Source organism: Sphingomonas sp. CL5.1 (genome assembly GCF_013344685.1).
Lineage (GTDB): Bacteria > Pseudomonadota > Alphaproteobacteria > Sphingomonadales > Sphingomonadaceae > Sphingomonas.
Genome location: NZ_CP050137.1, coordinates 1,450,882 through 1,468,379, shown reverse-complemented (window position 1 = coordinate 1,468,379; position 17,498 = coordinate 1,450,882). Strand labels below are relative to the sequence as shown.

17 protein-coding genes are annotated in these 17,498 nt (G+C 63.8%); 6 read left to right on the top strand and 11 right to left on the bottom strand.

Annotated features, from left to right (window positions below):
- Nucleotides 1-22: 22 nt before the first annotated feature.
- The 5 genes from F9288_RS07180 to F9288_RS07160 form a co-directional block, all read right to left on the bottom strand.
- Nucleotides 23-847 (bottom strand): acyltransferase, encoded by an 825-nt coding sequence (locus F9288_RS07180; RefSeq protein WP_302675321.1) that lies wholly within the window; start codon nucleotides 845-847, stop codon nucleotides 23-25.
- Nucleotides 754-1,155 (bottom strand): acyltransferase, encoded by a 402-nt coding sequence (locus F9288_RS07175; RefSeq protein WP_174835992.1) that lies wholly within the window; start codon nucleotides 1,153-1,155, stop codon nucleotides 754-756. Before F9288_RS07175 ends, F9288_RS07180 begins: the two co-directional genes overlap by 94 nt.
- A gap of 85 nt (nucleotides 1,156-1,240) precedes the next feature.
- Complete coding sequence (locus tag F9288_RS07170; protein WP_174835991.1) at nucleotides 1,241-2,416, bottom strand: glycosyltransferase family 4 protein; 1,176 nt, start codon at nucleotides 2,414-2,416, stop codon at nucleotides 1,241-1,243.
- A gap of 35 nt (nucleotides 2,417-2,451) precedes the next feature.
- Nucleotides 2,452-3,798: an oligosaccharide flippase family protein gene (locus tag F9288_RS07165; RefSeq protein ID WP_174835990.1), complete on the bottom strand. Its 1,347-nt coding sequence runs from the start codon at nucleotides 3,796-3,798 to the stop codon at nucleotides 2,452-2,454.
- Nucleotides 3,799-3,841: 43 nt separating this feature from the next.
- Entirely contained in the window at nucleotides 3,842-4,675 is an 834-nt protein-coding gene (locus F9288_RS07160) for a 2OG-Fe(II) oxygenase (protein WP_174835989.1), read from the bottom strand.
- A gap of 142 nt (nucleotides 4,676-4,817) precedes the next feature.
- Here F9288_RS07160 and F9288_RS07155 point away from each other — a divergent pair, with 142 nt between their 5' ends.
- Nucleotides 4,818-6,455, top strand: coding sequence for a hypothetical protein (locus F9288_RS07155; protein WP_174835988.1), 1,638 nt, complete (start codon nucleotides 4,818-4,820; stop codon nucleotides 6,453-6,455).
- A gap of 154 nt (nucleotides 6,456-6,609) precedes the next feature.
- The gene (locus F9288_RS07150) at nucleotides 6,610-6,816 is read left to right on the top strand and encodes a hypothetical protein (RefSeq protein ID WP_174835987.1); all 207 of its coding nucleotides are present in this window, start codon (nucleotides 6,610-6,612) and stop codon (nucleotides 6,814-6,816) included.
- Nucleotides 6,817-6,924: 108 nt separating this feature from the next.
- Here the strand turns inward: F9288_RS07150 and F9288_RS07145 are convergent.
- Nucleotides 6,925-7,682, bottom strand: a protein-coding gene (locus F9288_RS07145) for an IS5 family transposase (RefSeq protein ID WP_174834848.1) whose coding sequence is annotated in 2 segments (ribosomal slippage) — nucleotides 6,925-7,349 and nucleotides 7,349-7,682 — 759 coding nt in all. Because the reading frame shifts where the segments join, the coding sequence is not laid out codon by codon here.
- Nucleotides 7,683-7,844: 162 nt separating this feature from the next.
- On the opposite strand from F9288_RS07145, the gene F9288_RS07140 reads away from it, so the two are divergent.
- The 4 genes from F9288_RS07140 to F9288_RS07125 are packed head-to-tail and all read left to right on the top strand — an operon-like array spanning nucleotide 7,845 to nucleotide 12,553.
- Complete coding sequence (locus tag F9288_RS07140) at nucleotides 7,845-9,236, top strand: sugar transferase (RefSeq protein ID WP_174835986.1); 1,392 nt, start codon at nucleotides 7,845-7,847, stop codon at nucleotides 9,234-9,236.
- 2 nt (nucleotides 9,237-9,238) lie between these two features.
- A complete protein-coding gene (locus tag F9288_RS07135; protein WP_174835985.1) occupies nucleotides 9,239-10,417 on the top strand; it encodes an acyltransferase in 1,179 nt (392 codons plus the stop codon).
- The gene (locus F9288_RS07130; protein WP_174835984.1) at nucleotides 10,414-11,535 is read left to right on the top strand and encodes an acyltransferase; all 1,122 of its coding nucleotides are present in this window, start codon (nucleotides 10,414-10,416) and stop codon (nucleotides 11,533-11,535) included. The genes F9288_RS07135 and F9288_RS07130 overlap by 4 nt, the downstream gene beginning before the upstream one ends.
- The gene (locus tag F9288_RS07125) at nucleotides 11,525-12,553 is read left to right on the top strand and encodes an acyltransferase (protein ID WP_174835983.1); all 1,029 of its coding nucleotides are present in this window, start codon (nucleotides 11,525-11,527) and stop codon (nucleotides 12,551-12,553) included. Before F9288_RS07130 ends, F9288_RS07125 begins: the two co-directional genes overlap by 11 nt.
- 17 nt (nucleotides 12,554-12,570) lie before the next feature.
- Here F9288_RS07125 and F9288_RS07120 read toward each other — a convergent pair whose 3' ends face one another.
- The 5 genes from F9288_RS07120 to F9288_RS07100 form a co-directional block, all read right to left on the bottom strand.
- Entirely contained in the window at nucleotides 12,571-13,440 is an 870-nt protein-coding gene (locus F9288_RS07120) for a bifunctional 2-polyprenyl-6-hydroxyphenol methylase/3-demethylubiquinol 3-O-methyltransferase UbiG (RefSeq protein ID WP_174835982.1), read from the bottom strand.
- A 20-nt stretch (nucleotides 13,441-13,460) separates the two neighbouring features.
- Nucleotides 13,461-14,708, bottom strand: coding sequence for a glycosyltransferase family 4 protein (locus F9288_RS07115; protein WP_174835981.1), 1,248 nt, complete (start codon nucleotides 14,706-14,708; stop codon nucleotides 13,461-13,463).
- Between the two features lie 95 nt (nucleotides 14,709-14,803).
- Nucleotides 14,804-15,346, bottom strand: a complete 543-nt coding sequence (locus tag F9288_RS07110) for a serine O-acetyltransferase (RefSeq protein ID WP_174835980.1) — start codon at nucleotides 15,344-15,346, stop codon at nucleotides 14,804-14,806.
- The gene (locus tag F9288_RS07105; RefSeq protein WP_174835979.1) at nucleotides 15,343-16,350 is read right to left on the bottom strand and encodes a glycosyltransferase family 2 protein; all 1,008 of its coding nucleotides are present in this window, start codon (nucleotides 16,348-16,350) and stop codon (nucleotides 15,343-15,345) included. Before F9288_RS07105 ends, F9288_RS07110 begins: the two co-directional genes overlap by 4 nt.
- The gene (locus F9288_RS07100; protein ID WP_174835978.1) at nucleotides 16,347-17,381 is read right to left on the bottom strand and encodes a glycosyltransferase family 2 protein; all 1,035 of its coding nucleotides are present in this window, start codon (nucleotides 17,379-17,381) and stop codon (nucleotides 16,347-16,349) included. Before F9288_RS07100 ends, F9288_RS07105 begins: the two co-directional genes overlap by 4 nt.
- Nucleotides 17,382-17,498: the final 117 nt, after the last annotated feature.

Here is a 17,498-nt window from a genome sequence, read left to right as displayed (position 1 = left end):
GTTAGCCAGTCGGCGCCACCGCTCAGGGCGCGACGAGCGTCGCTTCCTCGGCGAGCGGGCGCGCGTCCTTCTCATGCCGTGGCCCCGAACGGATCCTGGGCAGGAACCAGCGCTCGACCAGATACCAGCTCGCCACGCCCGCCGCGAGCGAGCAGACCATCGCCGCCCCCAGATATACCGGAAATGCCACTTTCCCGCGCAACAGCACCGCCAGCATCTGCTGGATCGGGAAGGCGTAAAGGTAAGTGCCGTATGAGAAATCCCCGTAACGCGCGGCATCTCCCATATGCAAACGGGGGTGAAAGGCCAGGTAGAGGACGCCATAGACCAGTGTCGGTGGCAGCAGCAGCCGCGTCAGCACCAGACGCGGCGGATCGGCCAGCGGCAGGTGCGCCGCGATCAATGTCGCCGCGACGAGCCCCGCCAGCAGCCAGCCGCTGCGCGGAATCCGGTCACGCCAGATATAGGCCGCGCCGCCCAGCACGAAGGGCGGCAGGACGTTGAACCAGAAATAGGCGACGCCGATGATCGGCTGCAACCAGCCGCCGGCCGGGTGGCGACCCGTCATGTCGAGCCACGCGCGCACCGCCATCACCCCGACCGCGATCAGCGGATAGACCGGCCGCCGGCCCAGCAGGCCGGCGATGCCCAGCGCCATCACCCCCAGATAGCACCAGAACTCATAGGGAATGCTCCACAGCGACCCGTTCACCGCGCCGCCGCCGAAAGCATCCGACGCAACGATGTAATTCTTCAGCAGCAGGTTGGAGAACAGCCCCCCACCTCCCCGCGCCCGAGTTCGCCGAACGCGCGCGAGGAGAAGGCCGGCACGATCACCAGCGAGCATAAGGTCACGGCGACGAGATAGCCCGGATAGATGCGGGCCACACGGCGCTTGAGGTAACTTCGCCACGAGCGCGAGCGCTGCCAGCTCGCGGTGATCAGAAAGCCACTGATCGCAAAGAAGGCAAGCACGCCGAGATTGCCGGCATTGTACGTCCCGGCCATCGCCAGCGAAATCCATTCATTCGCTTCGGTATGATACCATAAGGCAAACGAATGCGACCACACCACCAGCAACGCCATCGCCAGCCGGATCGCATCGAAATTATTGGCGCGCTGCGCCTGTTCATCGGCCGGGATGAGGAGCGGCATGGGGCGATCTTCCGTCTTCATCATACCGGAGTCGAGCCTTCTTTTCCTGGCCGGCGTCCCCGGCTCCGGCTGGATACAGTCGGTTTCAACCCGAGATCGTGCGATAGAAATCCACCGTCTGCGCCGCGATCCGCTCTGGCGAAAGCAGCCGCGCGCACAAGCCCCGCCCAGCCGCACCAATTCGAGCCAATCGCTCACAATCGGATAGAGCAGCAACGACCGCGTCTGCGAAAGCGTTCACATCGCCGATCGGCGCGACGAAGCCATTTTCTCGGTCCGTCACCACTTCAGCGAGCCCGTAAGTATTCGCCATCACCACGGGCATCCCCACGGCCAAAGATTCGGCGATACTATATGAAAACGTCTCAAATCTCGAAGTAGATAATTGCAATTTATGTATTTTTCTTAGTTCATTTAGCGTATTATGATCAATGTCGCCGAGAAATTTTATTCTTCCCGCAATTTTTTTATCAATATTTTTATTAATCCATTCTTTGCATTTAATGTTTTCGTTATCATCAGTCGTTATACCTCGATCTGGTCCACACATCGTGATCGAAAGATCATCTACCTTTTTGGCCGCGAGGGCGAACGCGCGTAGGGTGATATCCGCGCCCTTCCTCAAATCGAACCGCCCGATGAATAGCAAATTATTGGTCCGTGCCCCTTCTACTGACCATGGCGTTCCACTGAGCGGCATCGGGTTCTGGATAAAAGCGGTGCGCGTGGGAGAGATTCCGTAATAACCCAGCGTATCGTCAAGCAACCGCGCCGAAGGCGACGTGATGCCGCTTGCGCCGACCAACGCCTGTCGCTCAATTTCCATTCTGGCCGCGCTGACACGCGCTATTTGCGGCGGCTCGCGCTCATCCTTGCCGAATATATGCGGGCCGTGCAGCCGGGTAACTACCGGTATCCCCAGGCCCAACCGGCCCGCAAAGCCGAAGCTCTCCTCCATCTCGATCACGTCAATCGGATGGCGCGAATGAATCCGCTCGATGATATGCCGGAACCGCACCGGCCATCGCACCGGCGATCTTCCTACGATCCTCTCGCGCAAGCGGCCGATCCGTGCGGCGATGCGCGAATCGGGGCCGAGTTGCTCGATGCTTCCGTCATCATGCTCGATTCCGAAACGGTCGAACACGGTGGCGCGATGCCCGGCGGCCTTCAACGCCGCCTGCATGATGCGGGTATAGGTGACGATGCCATTGGCCGAGCCGGAGGACGGCAGTTCCGGCGAATATAGCGCGATGTGCATTTCACGATGTTCCGAAAGAGAAGGTCTTCGCCTGGTTACCGACTTCCCATTACCATGAGACCAACAGTGGCGCCGGCATAGCCCGCGATCACACCCCCGGCGATGGTCGCGAAAGCGCCCAGATCGTGCGAGGGACTATAGAGGCGCAACTTCGCCAGCATAAACGCCCCATACAGGTAAGCGGGAAACTCGATCAGCGAGAGCGCGACCACGATTCCGATCGGGCCGAGCGCGAAATAGCCGAGCGGCGCGGCCAGCAACAGCCAGCCGACCCGCACCACATTGGTTTCCAGCGTCGCGCGGACGTGCCCGATCGCGACGAGGAACTCGTTCATCGGCCTGGTCAGCATGATCATCGCGGTGGTGATCGCCAACAGATGGAGATAGCTCGCCGCACCCGCGTAGCGCGGATCATATAGCAACCGGATCAGCAGCGAAGCCGAGCCGATCAGGCCGCCGGCGGCGAACAGATAGCCGTAGAAGACAATCCCGCGTATGCCGTAGAAGGTCTTGCGCAGCCGCTCGGGCGCGGCCCGCCACGTATCGGCCAATGCAGGATACATGATTCGCGAGGCATAGAGTTGCGCCACCGTGGTGGGCGCCGAGGCAAGCGAACCCGCGATCGAATAGACGCCGAATTGTTGTAACGAGAACAGCCGCGCCAGCACCAGCCGGTCGACCTGGCTGATGATGAGCGTGAGCGTGCTCGATGCCGCGATCATGCGCGAGAACCGCCACAACTCAATTGATATCGGACGGTCGAGCCGGAACGACTGCCGCGCGTCGGGGAACACTAGATAGCTGGCTGCCGTGCGCGCGATGCTCTGGGCTATGATCGCGATGACGATCGCCCATGCGTTGCGCAGGAACCATGCCGCGATCAACCCTACGACAAGCTGAATGATGAAAGCCGCGAAATCGACGATCGACAATTTCCGCACCATCTTCCGTCGCAGCGCCGTCAGCAACGACAGCGACGCCGCGCCGTCGACCGCCAGGCTGATCGCGGCGACCGCCATCAGCGGCGCGAGCGCCTGCTTGCCCAGCAGCGCCGCGAGCGGCACGGCGAGCGCGATCGCCAGCAAGGCGTTCGCCACTCCGCGCAGCACGTGGATGGTCCAGACCGAATCGAGGAACGCTCGCTCCAGCCCCCGCTCATGCCGGACGATGAACGCCTGGCAGCCGGTATCGGTGATCATGGTGATCACGAAGAAGATCGCCATGATGATCGCGATCAGGCCATAGTCGGACGGCGCCAGCAACCGGGTCAACACCATCGTGTTGCCGATGCGCAGTACGTTCATCGCTACCGTGGTGCCGATCAGCGTCGCCGATGGCCCCATCAGCCGCCGGCGCGACAACATCGGGCGCCCGGCCGCCATCAATCGCCTTACCGCCACACTCGTCCCCTAAACCGCCAATCCCTCAAGTGAAGGGATTCAATCGGTTGGCATAGCGTTGCAGGCGCGGCGGCACCCAATCGTTGACGAAATGCCGGAACGAAACGGCGCGATCGGCACGATCGCCCGTACCGGGACGTGCGCGAAAATTGGTGGTCCGCTCGACAATTCCCTCCCGTGCGTCGAACGCCGTGTAATAATAAGTGGCGATCGATCGCCGATCACGGTGGTCGGGGCATGCAAGCGGATCGGGATGGCCGTGGAAGCTGTCGAGCGACGTGCTGAACACCACTGCCCGCCCGAGATCCGGCGCGACGCGCACCTCGCACGCCTTCATTTGCCGATCCCATAGCTCGAGCGACCCGCCCCAGGCTTCGTCCCAGTCATCGTTCAGATAGACAAGAAGATTGAGCCGCCGTTCCAGCTTGAGGATATTGTGCAGGTTGAAATCCGCATGCACACCGAGATGGCCGCCCTTACGCGTAAGGTGCAATCCGCCGCCGACAAAATACGGGTCCGGAATCAACCCTTCTATCCCCGTCATTTTCTCCAGGAAGGAGATAAAGGCCTCGCTATTCAACTCGGCAAGGAGATTGAGCGCCACGGGATCGTCGATCGCCGCCGGCTGGAACTGATATTTGAACCGTTCCTGGTCGCGGTCGAAGAATTGCTGCTTGTCGATCGGCGGATAGTGCGCGGCGACATTGCGCAGCAGCGATTTATCAAGAAAATCGTCGATCACGATATGCGGGAACGGCGCGGCCGTCCGGTAACTTTCCGCTCGGGCCTCACCTTCGCGCTCGCATTCCTGCTTGTCGAAACGACTGTATCCCGAACCTGCGAATGTCAGCACCGACATACGAAATCTCCTTGCGTGCCTCCCTAGCCAATTGCGGCAGGCGCGAAAAGGAATTCGCGGCCGTCGGGCGAGCACCTGTCCCGAATCGATATCGCGGCGTCGCGCCTGTGGTCACGGCGATCCACCGGCTGGGCACGCGACGATGGCATTGGGCCGTGCGTTGCGCTACCCGTTCCTCGACGTCAGCGAGCGGAAGAAGATGGATCAATCCTTGCCGACCAACGGAATGAATCGCCGGCTTCTCTTGCTGGCCGGCACGGGAGCGGTCGCGGCCGGCGCCCTGCATCTGGTCGGCGGCCGCGCGCTGAAGAATGCGATGACACCGTCGGATGCATCCGGCGCCGGCGATGCCGCCGCGGGAACGCTCGCGCCGGCAGACGGCGACGGTCCGGCGCTCGGCATCAACCTGACGCCGATCAGCTATTGGACGACGACAGCCTTCATCGACCGGCTGAAGGCGTCCTCGCCGTGGGACAGACACGGCACGCCCGCGCCGCTCGATGCGCTCGGTTATCCGACCGGGCTGGGCGGGCTGCCTTTCGTCGCCGCCATGCTGCCCTGCGAGGCGGGCACCTATCTGCTGATGCACGACGGGGATATGGACGTGCGGCTCCAGGGCGGCGCGTTGGTCTCGCGCCGGCGCGACGCGGTCGTTTACGAGGTGCGCGGGCCGGCGCCGAGCGGTCGGCAGATAATCATCGACGCGATCCGCAAGCCGCCTACCTTCATGCACTTCATCCATCAGAAGGATGCGGCCGCCTTTGCCCAAGGGGAGATATTCGCTCCTGAATTCCTCGCTCAGCTCAAGGGCTTCGACACGCTACGCTTCATGGACTGGATGCGCACCAACGGCAGCCAGGTGTCCGACACTTTTCCGGCGGTCGGGGCGTGCAGCTATGCCCCCGGCGTCCCGGTCGAGGTGATGGCAAAGCTCGCCGCGCGGATCGGCGCGCGTCCCTGGCTCTGCGTGCCACATCTCGCGACCGACGCTTATGTGACGCGCATGATCGAGATGCTGCGCGCCGCTGGCGGCGTGACGCCGTATATCGAATATAGCAACGAAGTCTGGAACCTCGGCTTCGAGCAGGCGCGTTACGCGCAACGACAGGCGGCGGCGCGCTGGGGGGCGGGCACGTCGGGCGACATCTTCTACGGCTTTCGTGCCGGTCAGATCGCCCGGCTGGCGCGCGGCTCGGGTTGCCGCGTCGTGATAGGCACGCAAACGGTCAGTCCGCATCGCGCGGACGCGGTGTGGGAGGGTGTGCGCCGGGCCGGAGCCAGCGAGCGCGATTTTGCCGACTGGATCATCGCCGCTTATGTCACCGGCACGCTGACCGACGCTCGCGGACCGACCGCGTCGCTGGCGCCGCGCAACGACATCGACGCGGCGATCGACAATCTGCTTCACGCCGACGGCGCCGGCGCGATGAGCGTCGCTACGATGGCGGCAGTCTATCGACGGCAAGGCGAGATAGCGCGGGCGCACGGGCTGAAGCTGGTCGCCTATGAAGGTAACCTTCACCTTAATCCGATCCCAACCTTCGCCGCGCAGCAATCGCTGGTGAAACCTTTCTTCGAGGCGATTACCAGGTCGCCAGCGTCAGCCCGGGTGACGGAAGCGAACCTCGCCGCCTTCGCCGCCGCCGGCGGCAGCCTCGCCTGCCTCTACAATCTGTCCAGCGGCCCCGGCAACGGCGGCTATTTCGGCCTCGTCGATAGCGGCTCGTGGAACGTGATCGAGCAGCATCTGGCGCGGCGGGCGGCATCGCGGCCACGCTGATCCGCCCACACCGGCCGAATCTTTACCCTTCGTTAGCGAAATGGGTTCTAGCTGGCATGCGGAGGTAGCGATGCCACAGCCCGCGATACAATTCGATCCGCAGCCGCGTCCCGGCGCAAGCCGCGCCGCCTCCGGCGATGCACAGCCGGTTGTCGTGACGCTCGCCACTGGGGATTTGGCCTGGACGGCCTCGCCCGCGCGGCAACTGCACGATCGGCTGCTCGAATCCTTCTCGTATCCGGCGGCGGCGGCGGCGGAAAAGACGCTTTCTCGTCGCCAGCGCCTCGCGATTCTTGTCGGCGCGACGGCGTTCCTGTGGTCGCTGATCGGCGCCACGGCCGCAGCGATCGCGATACGCTGACCTCCTCCTTCACCGGCCCCTGCGGCAACGCGAGCGTCGCGCGCGTCGATATGACCGCGCGCTTTGGTTGCACTACAGCACAAACCGCCTAGGGTCAGGACTCGTTGATCAGAGCCAGAAGATGACGGTGGCTGCGAGTGCGATGGCAGAGAAGAACACCCGCGGGCACCGGTCGTAGCGTGTGGCGACGCGCCGCCAGTCCTTGAGGCGGCCGAACATGATCTCGATGCGGTTACGGCGTCTGTACCGGCGCTTGTCGTATTTGACGGGCTGCAGCCGAGATTTGCGGCCCGGAATGCAGGGCTTGATGCCCTTCGCCTGCAAAGCCTCTCTGAACCAGTCGGCGTCATAGCCGCGGTCACCCAGCAGCCATTTCGCTTTGGGCAGGTCGTCCAACAGAGCCGTAGCTCCGGTGTAGTCGCTGATCTGCCCGGCGGTCATGAAGAAGCTGAGCGGGCGGCCGTTGGCGTCGGTGACGGCGTGAAGCTTGGTGTTCATGCCGCCCTTGGTGCGGCCGATCAGGCGCCCGAGATCCCCTTTTTAACCCGCAGGCTCGAAGCTGTGCGGTGCGCCTTCAAATAGGTCGCATCAATCATGATCGTCGCTGGTTCGGCGCCTTCAGCAGCCAGCCCTTCCATCATGCGAAGGAACACGCCCATATCGCCCCATCGCTTCCACCGGTTGTACAGCGTCTTGTGGGGGCCATACTCCTTGGGCGCATCGCGCCAGCGTAGCCCGTTGCGGTTCACGAATACGATGCCGCTCAACACCCGCCGATCGTCAACACGCGGCTTGCCGTGGCTCTTGGGAAAATAGGGGCGCAGACGATCCATCTGCTCGTCAGTCAGCCAGTACAAGTCGCTCATTCTCAGTCTCCTCACGGAGCCTGAATCAGATCGCGCTTCTCATATCAATGGGTCCTGACCCTAGTAAGGTTTTGGATGCGAAGATGTTCGTCGCTCGCCCCTCCCGCTCGGCAGGGTGCGGGTGGCTTTTCTTCGGGCGCTACGGACGGGCAGGTTGGGTAAGTGGGAAATTCGACCACAGCAACGCTCCAATCGCCGCATCAGGCGAAAGCGCTGAGCACCTCGTTCCATAAGCGCCGGATCAGGTATCTGCTCTGTTTCGGCGTCATCCTGTGCGATTGCGCGGCGATTCGCTCGGGCTTCGCGGTCGGCGGTTCGTTGCGTGCGGCGCGCTGGCTCGCGCCGTTGGGGATCGAGATCGCGTGGATCCTGCTTCCCATCCACATCTTCGTGGCGCTGCGCAACGGGGCGGTCTCGCGCGAGGCGCTGCAACGGCCGAGCGAATCGCTGCGGCGCGGCATCTCGGCGCTGATCATCGCGACCAGCGTGGTGACGCTGGTGATGTTCTTCCAGTATCTGGGCGTATTGGTGTCGCGGGTCGCGTTCGGCGTGTCGATCCTCTGCGCGCTGGGCTTCATCTGCCTGTTTCGGTTATTCTTCCACCTCTGCTTCGTCTCCCCCGTGAAGGGAGGGCTGGTCGGCGAGTTGCTAATCGTCGACGGTGTCCCGCCAAGGCCGGGCGCGTATCACGTGTTCGATGCCGGCGCGGTCGGCTTCGTCCCCGATCTGAACAATCCGGACGCGCTCTCGCGCCTTGCGGTGTTGATCGAGCCTTATGACCGCGTGGTCGTCTCCTGTATCCCGGAACGGCGCCATCTATGGGCGCTGCTGCTGAAGGCATATGACATCACCGGCGAGATCCAGCTCGATCAGGGTAGCCCGCTCGGGGCGATCGCGCTGTCGCGCTATCATGGCAGCGACACGGCGGTGGTCGCGGTGGGCGCGATGTCGCTCAGCAACCGCATCACGAAGCGCGCGATGGATCTGGTGCTGGCGAGCATCACCACCGTCGTGCTGCTGCCGCTGCTGGTTGTCATCGCCATCGCGATCAAGCTCGACAGCCCTGGACCGGTGCTGTTCTCGCAGGTGCGGATGGGGCGCGGCAACAAGCCGTTCCGCATCCTGAAGTTCCGCAGCATGCGCGTCGAGGCGACCGACGCGGACGGCACGCGATCGGCCACCCCCGACGACGATCGCATCACGCGCGTCGGACGGCTGCTCCGCATGACCAGCCTCGACGAACTACCGCAGATATTCAATGTGCTGAAGGGTGACATGAGCATCGTCGGCCCGCGCCCCCATGCGCTGGGATCGCTCGCCGGCGAGAAACTGTTTTGGGAGGTGAGCCAGAAATATTGGCTGCGCCACACGCTGAAGCCAGGCATCACCGGGTTGGCGCAGGTGCGCGGCTATCGTGGCGCGACGCATGAACAGTCCGATCTGGAGAACCGTCTGCAATCCGATCTGGAATATATCGAGGGCTGGCGGTTGTGGCGCGACGTGACGATCATGTTCAACACGCTGCGCGTGATCGTCCATCCGAAAGCTTATTAAGCGTGACGTCCACCGCCGCTTCGCCGACGATGCCTGACTCGACAGGCCCGGGCACGACCGCGCGGACAGAGGGACCGGATCGCCCTCACCTACGCTATCTGGACGGTTTGCGAGGGGTCGCGATACTGGCGGTGTTAATGGTCCATTCGGGTCAATTGATTCCCGGCCTGTCGCAACCCGTACGCGATCTGACTTTTTACGGCGTGCGTGGCGTGCAACTGTTCTTCATCGTCAGCGGCCTCACGTTGACGATCAATTATGCCAGCCGGCCTTTCCATGTCGTCAATTTCGCCGCGAGGCGCTACTTCCGCATTGCGCCGATGTTTTACTTCGGCATCATCCTCTATCTGCTGTTGAGCCGGCTCACGACGCTATCACTACCGACGGATTCGGCATCGACGATCGACGTGATCGCAACCGTCCTGTTCGTCCACGGCTGGCTGCCCAGCGCCATCAACACCGTCGTGCCCGGCGGATGGAGTATCGCCGCCGAGGCGATGTTCTATGTCGTCTTCCCGCTGCTGTTACGCGCGGTGCGACATCCGCGCCGGATGCTCGCGATCCTGCTCGGCGGCTACATCCTTGCTGGCATCGCCAATCTCACACTTTCCCGGTTGCTGGGGAGCACACCCGGCGGCATCGAATTCGCGCGCCAGTTCTGGCTGGTTCATGCACCGGCCTTCATCGGCGGATGCTGGCTTGCGACACTCCCATCCCCCACCGGGCGATGGCGTTCCTTCGCGAGGATCGCGCTTCCCCTAAGCATCCTGGGTCTTCTCGTCGACAGCCAGTTGCGCGGGCATTCCAACGTGCTGGTGGCGATCGCGCTGCTGACCCTTTTCGTCTGGTCGGCGGGCGCGATGCGGCCGCGCCTCCTTGAAGGGCGGTTGCTGCCGCTGATCGGCGAGATCAGCTTCAGCCTTTATATCCTCCAGTTCGCGATACTAGGGGCGCTACATCCGTTGGCCACGATGACGGAAGCCGCTTTCGGCCCGATCCCCGCGCTAGCCATCATCTATCTCGCGGCGTTGCTGGTAACCGGGGCCGCCTCATGGCTGACATGGCGGTGGATAGAAAAGCCCGCGATACGCTCAACTAGACGAATCGGGCTACCGGATGAGCCACGCCGATTGCCGCGCCGCGCCGGGCAGAATGATTTCGACCGAGGATATCGATCTTGACCAAGCAACCCGATGCGGAAAAGTCCACCGCGCGCTCCACACCCCATGCCAGCGGGGGCGCAAGCGGCTACATCCCGGGTTTCGACGGGCTTCGCGCAATCGCGGTCGGCATGGTGCTGGTCGCGCATGCTGGCTATGGCATGCTCGTACCGGGCGGGTTCGGCGTCACCATCTTCTTCGCGATCAGCGGCTATCTGATATCGACGCTGCTCATCAACGAATTCGCCCGTTCCGGAACGATCAACCTCAAGCTCTTTTACCTGCGGCGTATCCTCCGGCTCTATCCCGAGCTGATCGCGCTGGTGATATTGTGCCTGATCGCTGGCGCAGCGCTTGACCTTCGGGCCACGCCCGCGGAAAAACTCGCCGGCCTTTTCTATTACATGAATTATTATTATGTCTTTGGCGCGCATTATCCAGAATCGGTGAGCTATCCGTGGCGACAATTATGGTCGCTCGCCATCGAAGAGCATTTCTATTTCTTCTTCCCGGGCCTGATGCTGTTCGTCGCACGTACATGGCGATCGCGCATGATTCTCATCGTCACGCTGCTTGCGGTTCCGTTCCTTTGGCGCTTCGTCACTTATTTCTGGCTCGGACTTCCAGCGCAATATAATTACGTTGCTACCGACACGCGGATCGATTCCATCGCCTGGGGATGCCTTCTGGCGCTTCTGATGCGTCGCCCCGATAATAGCGAGCGCACGATCCGCGAGCTGTGGTTCATCAGTCGGCCGGCGATCGTACTCGGCTTCGTGATCATCCTCGGCACTCTGTTATATCGCGACGAGGCGTTCCGCTGGACGTGGCGCTTCACCCTGCAAGGCATCGGCATCGTCCTGATAATCGCAAACCTGCTGTTCGACCCGCGATGGAAAAATGTGGTGCGAGCGTTGGAATGGCGGCCGATCCGCTATGTCGGGCGAATCTCTTATGGCCTCTATCTCTACCATATGTTGCTCAATCGCCTGATCGAGCAGGCATGGCCCGGCATTTCCCCGCCGATCCTGTTGCCGATATCGCTCGTCGTTTCGCTGACCGTCGCGTCCGTGTCCTATAATGCACTGGAAATGCCGCTGAAAGCGATCAGGCGGCGGCTCGGCTCCCATGTCCGCTGATCCGACCGGGGCCGCCGGAGAAACAGTGCATCGCCGGCTGAAGATGCTCGACGGCTGGCGCGCGATCAGCATCCTGTCGGTGATGGCCGCGCACATGTTGCCGCTTGGGCCGGCGCGCTGGGCGATGAACGGGCCAATCGCCGCCAATGGCATGGCGATCTTCTTCACCCTTTCCGGCTTCCTGATCGTCAGCATCCTGCTGCGCGATGACGATGTGATATCCTTTCTCGTCCGCCGCTTCGCCCGCATCCTGCCGCTTGCCTGGACGGTGCTGGCGATCTCCTTCCTTGTCAAAGGACAGCCCACGTCGGTCTGGCTGGCCAATTTCCTGTTCTACGCCAACCTGCCGCCCTTCTGGCTCGACAATTGGTCGTCGCACTATTGGAGCCTGTGCGTCGAGATGCAATTCTACGTGGCGATCGCCCTGACCGTCGCCGCGCTGGGAAGGCGAGGGCTGATGCTGGTGCCGTTGGGCGCGTTGGTCGTTACCGGCGCGCGCATCGCCACCGGAACCGACGTCTCCATCGTCACATGGTTCCGCGTCGATGAGATCCTCGCGGGCGGCATCCTCGCGCTGATTATCCACGGCAGCTTCGGCGATCGCGCACCGCATTGGCTCGCGCGCGTGCCCTTCTGGCTGACCGTGGCGCTCTTCCTTCTATCCTCCCGCCCCGAGTTGCCGTGGCTGAACTACCTTCGCCCTTATCTCGCGGCAACGATGGTGGGCATTACCGTGATGCGTCCGATCCATGCGCTATCCCCTTTGCTGGAATCGCGCGCGGCCGGCTATATCGCGCAAATCTCCTATGCGCTCTACATCGTCCATCACTTCACCTTGTTCGGATGGCTCGGCGCGGGTCATGGGGTGGAGAAATACGCCAAGCGCCCACTCTGCTTCGCGATCACCTTCGCACTCGCGCATTGGTCGACCTTCCACTTCGAGAAGCGTTTCATCGACTGGAGCCATCGCGTGGCCAAGGCGCGCCGTGCGAAACACCTGACGCTCGTAAGCGAATGACGCCTGCGTCCCTCGTTTCAGAGCGCGCGCAATTCCTTGTGCACGGTGGACGGAATATCGAACCTGATATCCGTGCGCCGCTCGCGGATCGCCAGCGCCGTCTGATTTTCCTTGAAGGTCGGAAAAGTGCGATAGAACAGCTTGCCGAGCCGCTTTTTGAGCGATCCGCCCGGAATCGTCTCGCCATAAGAGAAATAATAATGATCCTGGAGCCGGAAACCGAGCTGCTCGAGCATCGTGCGCACCTCGGGCATCGTATATTCGCGCCAGTGGCCATTGGCGATCAGCGCGTTCTTCGGATCGAGCTGCGCGAAGAATTCGTCGACCGTGATGCCCGCCGCTTTTCCGCGCAGGATGTTTACGCGATTCTTCATCCGTGCGTAATTGGGCAATGACAGGTAGAACAGCCCGCCCGGCACGAGGATGCGGTTGATCTCCTTGATAAGCGGCAGTGGATTGAAATTGAGGTGTTCGAGCACCTCGCACATCACCACCACGTCAAAGCTTTCATCCGCGAACGGCAGGATAAATTCCTCCAGCCGGATACCTTGCGTCTTTACGCCGTGCCGCGCGTAACGCGCGACCTGCTGCGGCATTTCGATATATTCAGGGATGTCACCCGCCGTCACCTGATAACCCAGTCGACTGAGCGCGACGCACACGGCGCCGAAAAAAGCACCGATTTCCAGAACGCGCACCGGCCCTTGCGACGGCGGACGCGTTTTCAGGATATCGTACACGGTGCGCACATATTCGTGCCGGTGCTCACGGAGATAGTCGGAAGGCGCGCCGGCGGATTCCTCCGTTATTGCCAAATCGACATTCGCCAACTCGGCGAGCACTTCATCGACGACCCGATCCGCATCCATAAGCTTGTCGCCCCCCATGTTTGCTCCAGCTCCTCGCATCACGCCCTCGCCTCGCGCGCGATCCGCTCCACCGGCGCGGATGCGCCGAGCAGATCATAGGCGCGCTGCCATTCCCTGACCACATCGTCCCAGGTGAAGCGCCGTTCCGCAACACGGCGGGCGTTGGCGGCGATCGCGTTGGCGCGCACTGGATCCCCGGCCAGCGCATCCATCGCCGCGGCAAGCTCGCGCACCACATAATCGCGCGAGCGCGGCTCGATCAGCACCGCCTCCTGATCGTTGGCCAGCATCGCCGGACCGCCCCATTTCAGGCACACCGCCGGCAGCCCGGCCATCATCGCCTCCTGCACGACGATGCCGTTCGCCTCGGCGAGGCTGGGCACCATATAGCCGCGATAGTCCGCCATCCGCGCGATCAGCGCGTCGTGGCTCTCCATCCAGCCGAGGAAGCGCACCTTGTCCGCCACGCCCAGCCGCTCGGCCAGCGCCTTCAGTTCCGGCCCGTAATAACCGTCGCCATAGACGTCGAACACGATCGGCTTCGTCACGTGTTGCAGCGCCTCGATCGTCAATTGCACGCCCTTGTGCGGCACGAGTCGGCCGCTGGTCATGAAACGGGTGTTGACGCCCTCGTGGCGGATCAGCGGATGCGCATCGAATTCGTCGGAGATGCCCGAATCGATCACGTCCTGCATCGCGTCGTCCGCGCAACCGGCCCAGGACAGCGAGCGGCGCGTGCGCTCCCCGCCCGAGACCAGCACGCGCCAGAACACCTTCTTGTCGCCGACCAGCGCGCGCGACAGGCGCTGCGCGAGATAATGGAAGCTGCGGCGGAACTTGTCCTTCGCCGGCTCCGCGTCGCGGAAGGCCGGCGGATAGTAGATGTTGCCGGTGAGCGGGCCGAGCACATTGGTCGCCGCCTTCACCGGAAAGCGCGGCAGGATCGGCGAGACCGGGCAGAGATAATGGAACACCGCGTCCGGGTGGCGGGCCAGTATCTCCTTCACCACGCGCCGTGCGTAGAAGAAGAAGAAGCTGGCGATAATCGGCCGCAATGCGACACTGTTCCACACCGCGACCTGATCGAGCGAATCCTCGACGATGCGCACGTCCACGTCGGGGAAATCATTCTCCAGCACCGGCGCGCTGCGCCGATGGGTGATGACGGTCACGTCCGCACCCGACAGATGCAGGTGCCGAAGGAATTGATAGGCCTTGATCGCCTCGCCGCCCATCTGTTCGGAGATGTTCGGCGTGACGATGACGATCTTACGCACCAGTTTCACCGCCTTGCTCCCCGGGCGCGGACCGTGATGCTCCCGCCCGCCACGACTGTCGATTTCTTTTTGCGTCGCAACATGCGCTATCTGTCCCGATTCCATCACTCTTTGGGGCTATCGGTGCATCGTTCACGACGAACGCCGCCCGGCCCTGCGGGGATTCCCCACACGGTCGCGCCCGGCGGCACGTCGTCCAGCACCACCGCATTGGCGCCGACCCGGGCACCTCGGCCCAGGGTGACGCGGCCGATGACCACGGCGCCCGCGCCCAGTTCCACGCCGTCCTCCAGCACGGGAGCGCCGGTGAGATCATCCATCCGCCGGATGCCCAGAGTGCAATTCTGGCGGATGATGCAATTGTCGCCGATCCGGCATCCCCCGTGGACGACGATACCACCCTGATGTTCGACGATCACGCCGCGCCCAAGCGCGACCGTATAGGGCAGCTCGATACCGTAGACGTTGCGACATCGCCGGAAAAGCCAGCGGTAGATCAGCGTGAACGGCACGCGCAGCAGCTTCGGCTTGATCCCCATCCGCCACACGCCGAAGCGATGCACCGCCACGGCGCGGAAGCCGGGTTTGGTCCAGTCGCGGCCATGCGCCCGCCAGTCATCGGCGATCCGCCGCCACAGCCCGCTCATGCCGCCGCTCCCTTATATTCGATGATCCGCGCGCCACGCCCGCCGATACGCCCGATCGCGTAGCGCAACGCTCCCAGCGTCTGCGCCGGCTTGGCGAGCATCAGGAAAGCGGCGATCGTCAGCGCCTCGCGCATCGGCCGCCGCGACCGTTCCCGCCGCGTGATGCGGACAAACTGGAGCACGGGCAACATCAGCACGGCGCAACCGCACAGCGCCACGAACGATTGACGCAGGATCGCCCCGGACAGCAGCAGGACAAAAGCCGCCACCGGCAGCAGCCCGCCCCAGAACAGCACCCCGCGCAGTCGGTGGCCGTAATCCTGCAACGGCGATCCGCGATGGCGCGCGGCAAGCTCGGCATAGGCATGGCCGGAGCGCACCGCCCGCCGCCACCATTGGCCGAAGCGCGTGATCGCCGCGTCGTGTCGGGTCATCTCATAAGGCAGGCAGGCGATTCGCCATCCCGACGCGCGCATGCGGATCGACAGGTCGGGCTCCTCGCCCGCGATCATCTCGTCCGGATAGCCGCCCGCCGCGTCCAATGCGTCGGCACGGATCATCACGTCGCCGCCGCAATAGCGCACCTCGCCTGGCGGCACGGCCCATTCGACATCACACAGCCAGTTGTAGCGGCTCGCCTCCGGCCGGATCTCGCGCCGTCGGCCGAAGACCGCCGCCAGCCCGCCATCCGCCGCCAGCGCTGCCTGGGCATGGTCGAGCCACGCCGGATCGAGCGTGCAATCACCGTCGACGAACTGCACCAACGTCACCTGTCCGCCCAGCGCGGCGCGCCCGGCGTTGCGCGCCCGCGCGGCGGTGAACGGGGTCGACATGTCCAGCGCCACTATTCGTGCTCCCGCGCGCGTCGCCGTCACCACGCTGTCGTCGGTCGAGCCGGAATCGACATAGACAACGGGATGATCCCGCCCGATCGACGCCAGACAGCGCACCAGCCGCTCGCCTTCGTTGCGGCCGATCACCACGATGCCCAGCGCCGCGCTCATGGCGCATCCATCCATGATGGCGCGACATGGCGCGCCGGGCCGAGCGGCGGCGCGGAAGGCGTCACGTCGCGGCGGCTAGGCCACCAGCCATAAGCGAGAAGATCGCGCGCGCTGCGATGCGCACCGCCGTTGAGGCGCGGCGAGACAAGGCGGCGCGCGCGCCAGATCGCATGACCGGCGAAAAAAGCCAGCCCGGCCGCGATCGCCGCGCCCGAGCCACCGGCCAGCGCGAAATAGCGGCGATGCGATTCATACCAATAGCGCGGCATCCGCTTCGCATGCGGCAACCCGGTGCCCGGATCGCGGATTTGCGTCGCCGCGCCGCCGGCATGGACAACCCGCGCCGCCGGCTCGTGCCAGACCGCCCAGCCGGCCCGGCGCAGCCGCCGCATGAGGTCCGTCTCCTCGAAATAGAGGAAGAAGCCGTCATCGAACAGGCCGGTCTGCCGCAGCGCGGCCGTGCGCAACATCACCGCCGCGCCGGTCACCCACGGCACTTCCACGGCCTGCGCGGCCTGGATGCTGGTCGGCGGCACGCGCAGCAGCCGCTCGATCGCGCGGGTGCGCGCGCCTCGGCAGAATTCGCCCCGGATCGACGGAAACCGGAACGCCGACGATTGTGGCCGCCCGTCCTCATGCGTCAGCAGCGCCCCCACCGCGCCGGCGCGCGGCTCGCGATCGAGCAGGTCGGCCATCGCCTCCAGCGCGCCGGGGCGGACGCGTGCGTCGGGGTTGATCAGCGCGATCGCCTCGGGCATCTCGCCGCCTTCCGCCAGCAGCGCGATCGCCTGATTGTTGGCGAAGGCGAAGCCGCCGTTCACCTCGAGCGGCAGCGGCGTCACCCATTCGCTCCAGCCGTTGGTGGCGATTGCCTCGGCGATGCGCGCGGCCGATCCGTCACCCGATCCGCCGTCCACCGCCACCACGCGCAGGCCGGGAAAGGCCCGCCGCGCCTCCTCCAGCGCGGCGATGCACGCAATCGAAAGGTCCGGCGTCCGATAGTTGACGATGATGACCGCGAGTCCGTTCACACCCGTTTCCCGCCCCGCTGTGGTTGCGCCACCGCCGCCGCCCCCTGTGGCGTCGGAACCGTTGCGCAAGGGCATCTCTTGCTTAGGACGGACTTCCTTGTCAAAGCCCTACCGATC